We start from the raw sequence: 3,837 nt of genomic DNA on the forward strand, positions 1-3,837 counted from the left end.
AGAAGTGCAGCTTGATGCATTTTGCGTTCGCTCTAATAAATTAGAATACCACTGCATTATCATAAACAATAACCTCGGGGGATTTTAAACATAAGGCGACAACGTCTTAATATTGTGTTTTTGTACAGCAGTCAGGTTATATTTAATAAATCGCGCACATTTTGCCATTTTTCATCGCACACTTTGTCTTGATGAAAAAAAATAAATTATGTATAGTCAATAACATACGAATATATATACCTAAATAACAGGCGCATATAAATTACAAAGCGTGCAAGCACACTTTATTTAGTTAAAATTTTTACTCACGCAATTGATTTTAAAGCATTAAACACTGCTTTTTACATGGAGGTTTAACCAGATAAGTGTGCACGCCGTTTATATAAATGTTAAATACACAAGGAAAGTATCATGAATAAATCAAAAATTATTATATCAATAGCTAAGAGTATTATTGTCGTTGGTTGCTCAAGCTCGACCGAGCAGATATCACATGGTTTAAATATGGAAAAACAGCCTCAAAAGCTAAGTTTAGAATGGTGTCAAAAAAATTATTCTTCTGCATCAGTGAGCCATCGTAGTCGTCAATCTAACGCTAAACACTGTGATACTCAATCACATCAAGCTTATATAGACTCCAAAGAAAACGAAAAGCCAAAAGAATAACATTCGTGTAAGTGTGTATTTAACAAGCCAATGAATTAAGCTTCATAAAGGCTGTCATGCACTTGTTTAGAAATCGCCAGCCAGCTTAATTCATTTATTATTGGGTCGTTAGCCTCTCAAGGAGGAATTGTGAAAAAGATATTTGTAGGTAGTAGTAGTGAAGCTGTCATCCAAGCAGAGAATATAGCCGCAGTCTTGGAGCAGGAAGGCGCAGAAGTTATATTGTGGACTCGTTTATTTAAAAATGGAGATATTACATTTCAAGCTATTGAGGAACTATCAGAGTCAATTTCAGGAGCTGTAATATTAGCCACTCCCGATGATGAATCGGTAATAAGAAATAAAAAAGTAAAAATTCCTAGAGCAAATGTAATGTTTGAATATGGGTTTCTTACAGCGCGCTTGAGTAGAAGTAGAGTGGCTCTATGTAAATATGATGATGCTGAATTACCATCGGATTTTGCTGGAGTAACATTTATACCAATGGGCGGGTTTGATTCTAAGAAAGAGCTGTCTAATCAATCAAGCTCCCTCTTAAGATCTTGGTTAGATGGTATTCCAGAGCATCAAATAGGAATTGCCCCTACATATATCTCTCATGGGTATTCCGGTATTTGGCACAACGAAACTATCTTTACCAAATGGAGAGGGTTGGATATAAAGTCACCAGATTATGCTATTTTCCGAGGTGATGTCGTTCTGGTTATCTCAAAAGATGGAAGGAAAGGTTCAGGAAATATTTGTGGTGTATTAGAGGTAAGTATTGGGGATTGTTACGCTCAATTTGCTGTTAGTGATCTCATAACAGATGCACAAATATCTGTTGACGGTTCATTAAAATTGAAAACTAAAATGCATAGTCGTCACCGCTTAACTTTAGATGGTACGCCACCACAAAAAGATGGTTTTGAACAAGCCCTAAGAGGGGTTCGTGAATTTGATACACATCTAATGTGTTCTAGAGATAAAAAAGGCGTTTTACGCGGTAGTTACATTAGCAAAATTGGCTCAGAAATCCATACTGATGGGCAAAAGTATTGGTATAGAGAGCCTAACAATTAACTCCACAGGCTCGTTATGAATAAAGGGATAGACAGTGGTAGCCTCAAAGGTTGTTGAAAAAAGTTGCTATTTTATTAGTGAAGTATCTTGCTATGAAGTAGCTAAAGATTTTGCCGGTTCTACATTAACTGCTTTTGCTGTTATGGTTTCGATCTATATTGCTTTTAAGCAGTTATCAAAACAACATAGCCATACTATAAAAGCCAAAAAAAAGAAGCTAAAAGAAACATCCGAATGCAACTGTTTAAAGACGTTAGTCTATTGATAGAGCATAGTTCAGCGGTTATCAGAGAAGTAAATTCATATTGTAATGTTAAAAAGTCTATCCCCGATCAAGTTGCAACACTGGATCACAACGAATATTTAGATTTATCTCATAGGGTTATCCAAGCAATTCTTATAATTGTTAGTAAAGTTGAGTCTCATGAAATAGTTCACCTTATGCTATTTAAAACATTTAGGTATTCTCTTCAATCTATTGCCCACGATGTTATGAAGCTCCGAGAAAATACAACTAGCACCACATGCCTAAATAAAATGAAGAATTATACATCTGATGTTTCTTGCTATTTAGGGGACTTTCAAATCTGCTTCCAGAACTTGGCATATGGGGACATATTTAAAAGTAAGATTACCGCGCGAGAACCAATTGATAAAAGCTTAAGGGTTATTGAAGATGATCCTAAAAAGCTAGAAAGATTACTTAACTACTTTGAAAATGAAAGTAATTGGGGTGTCAGTTGTAAAAAATATGAAAGCGAGGCTAAGGTGCAGTTTTCTTCAAGCCGTGAAACAAGGACTAAAAATAGATTGCCTTGAGATAAAGCATACTTTAAGCTAATTATACCAATCAGATTATTTAATCACCCAAATAAATCCACTCTCTCATACACATTGATTTAACTCTATCCAAATCACGAAAAAAGCTATTCCAAGCATCGCAACATGAATTTACAATGCCTTCGTACCCATCAAAGCATTTGTTAGCTAATTCATTCTGTCTTAACTATTGCCAAATTTGCTCTACAGGGTTTAATTCTGGTGAATATGCCAGTAGCCTTAAAGGAAAGCGCTGTATAATTGGTATGCCAACCTGCACCGTCTATGATCACAAATGCATGTCGGCCTTTTGGCGTTGCTTGTGATATTTACTGTAAATGTTGTCTCATTACATCATTAGTTACATAAGGTGTTACTATTGCTTCGGTTGCTCCTGTGGCCGGACAAATAACGCCAAACAGGCAAGCATATTAAAACTGCTGTTGTTTTACTGTTCTGGGCCTTGAGCCTTTTTCAGCCCATAATCTTGTTGTAGTATTTTGTTGACCAAACCTAGCTTCAATCTTGAAACCAGACATCTATACTAGATCTATCATGATCTTTAGAGATCATTTCGATTTTTAATTTTTTAAAATTCTCTTGAACTTATTCTGATTGCTTGGGGTGTTGAGAGCGACTGGTTATCCAATAAAAATTAAGGGAGTTTAATAATCTATAGATATTATCCAAACAAAAGGTAACGCCATACTTTTCTTGAATGAAGTTAACCAGTGATTTTCCTGTAAGTCGACCAGCATTAGGCTTAATGCTATTTTTTGTCACGTACTCTTTGAATTTAATGAGTTGCTCAGCTGTCAATTTACAAGGTCTATCGGCTCTGTTTTTTTTAAGCCATCAAGTCCATTTTCATAGAACTTTTTAGCCCAATCATTTACTGATTTTCGACTGACCTATAGATAGATGGCTACTTGTGCTCTGTTAGTACCCTCTTTTATATGTGAAAGAGCTAATAAACGCATACGCATTCTACCATTGGTTTGTTTAGCGATAAGTGATTTGATATCGATAAATTGCAACTTATCTTAAAGCTGTTTTTGGGAAATATATTTCATGCCTTATTAGATCACAAATTTAATCTGATTGGTATAAGTTACAACTGTTTTGAATAACAGACGCTAGCCTATTGTGTTTTAAACAAAAAAACAGCAAAATAAATACCTAAAATGGGTAACCTGGCATTTTTTAGGCAAAATATCGTCAATAAATAGCCATACAGTGGCATAAACAAGCTAAAAGCTAAAATGCATATTTTAGGTTTTAACCAAAAGG

The 3,837-nt window shown here is 35.0% G+C and carries 4 protein-coding genes and 1 pseudogene; 4 read left to right on the forward strand and 1 reads right to left on the reverse strand.

Features of this window, described 5'->3' with window-relative positions; genetic code table 11:
• Positions 1-411: 411 nt before the first annotated feature.
• The 4 genes from CJF42_RS24845 (at position 412) to CJF42_RS24860 (ending at position 2,547) form a co-directional block, all read left to right on the forward strand.
• The gene (locus CJF42_RS24845) at positions 412-666 is read left to right on the forward strand and encodes a hypothetical protein (protein ID WP_095369195.1); all 255 of its coding nucleotides are present in this window, start codon (positions 412-414) and stop codon (positions 664-666) included.
• 129 nt (positions 667-795) lie between these two features.
• Positions 796-1,728 carry a TIR domain-containing protein gene (locus tag CJF42_RS24850; protein ID WP_170940762.1) on the forward strand — a complete coding sequence of 311 codons (933 nt, stop codon included), beginning with the start codon at positions 796-798 and terminating at the stop codon, positions 1,726-1,728.
• A 34-nt stretch (positions 1,729-1,762) separates the two neighbouring features.
• Positions 1,763-1,993: a hypothetical protein gene (locus CJF42_RS24855; protein WP_095369197.1), complete on the forward strand. Its 231-nt coding sequence runs from the start codon at positions 1,763-1,765 to the stop codon at positions 1,991-1,993.
• Positions 1,963-2,547, forward strand: coding sequence for a hypothetical protein (locus tag CJF42_RS24860; protein WP_095369198.1), 585 nt, complete (start codon positions 1,963-1,965; stop codon positions 2,545-2,547). Before CJF42_RS24855 ends, CJF42_RS24860 begins: the two co-directional genes overlap by 31 nt.
• Before the next feature lie 40 nt (positions 2,548-2,587).
• Here the strand turns inward: CJF42_RS24860 and CJF42_RS24865 are convergent.
• Positions 2,588-3,584, reverse strand: a pseudogene (locus CJF42_RS24865) (IS630 family transposase).
• Positions 3,585-3,837: the final 253 nt, after the last annotated feature.

Origin of the sequence: Pseudoalteromonas sp. NBT06-2, assembly GCF_002276045.1 — a bacterium.
In the GTDB taxonomy this organism is placed as follows: Bacteria; Pseudomonadota; Gammaproteobacteria; order Enterobacterales; family Alteromonadaceae; genus Pseudoalteromonas.

Excerpts from the sequence above, each read along its gene's own strand:
- CJF42_RS24845 (WP_095369195.1), top strand. The coding sequence starts at position 412 with ATGAATAAATCAAAAATTATTATATCAATAGCTAAGAGTATTATTGTC.
- CJF42_RS24860 (WP_095369198.1), top strand. The coding sequence starts at position 1,963 with ATGCAACTGTTTAAAGACGTTAGTCTATTGATAGAGCATAGTTCAGCG.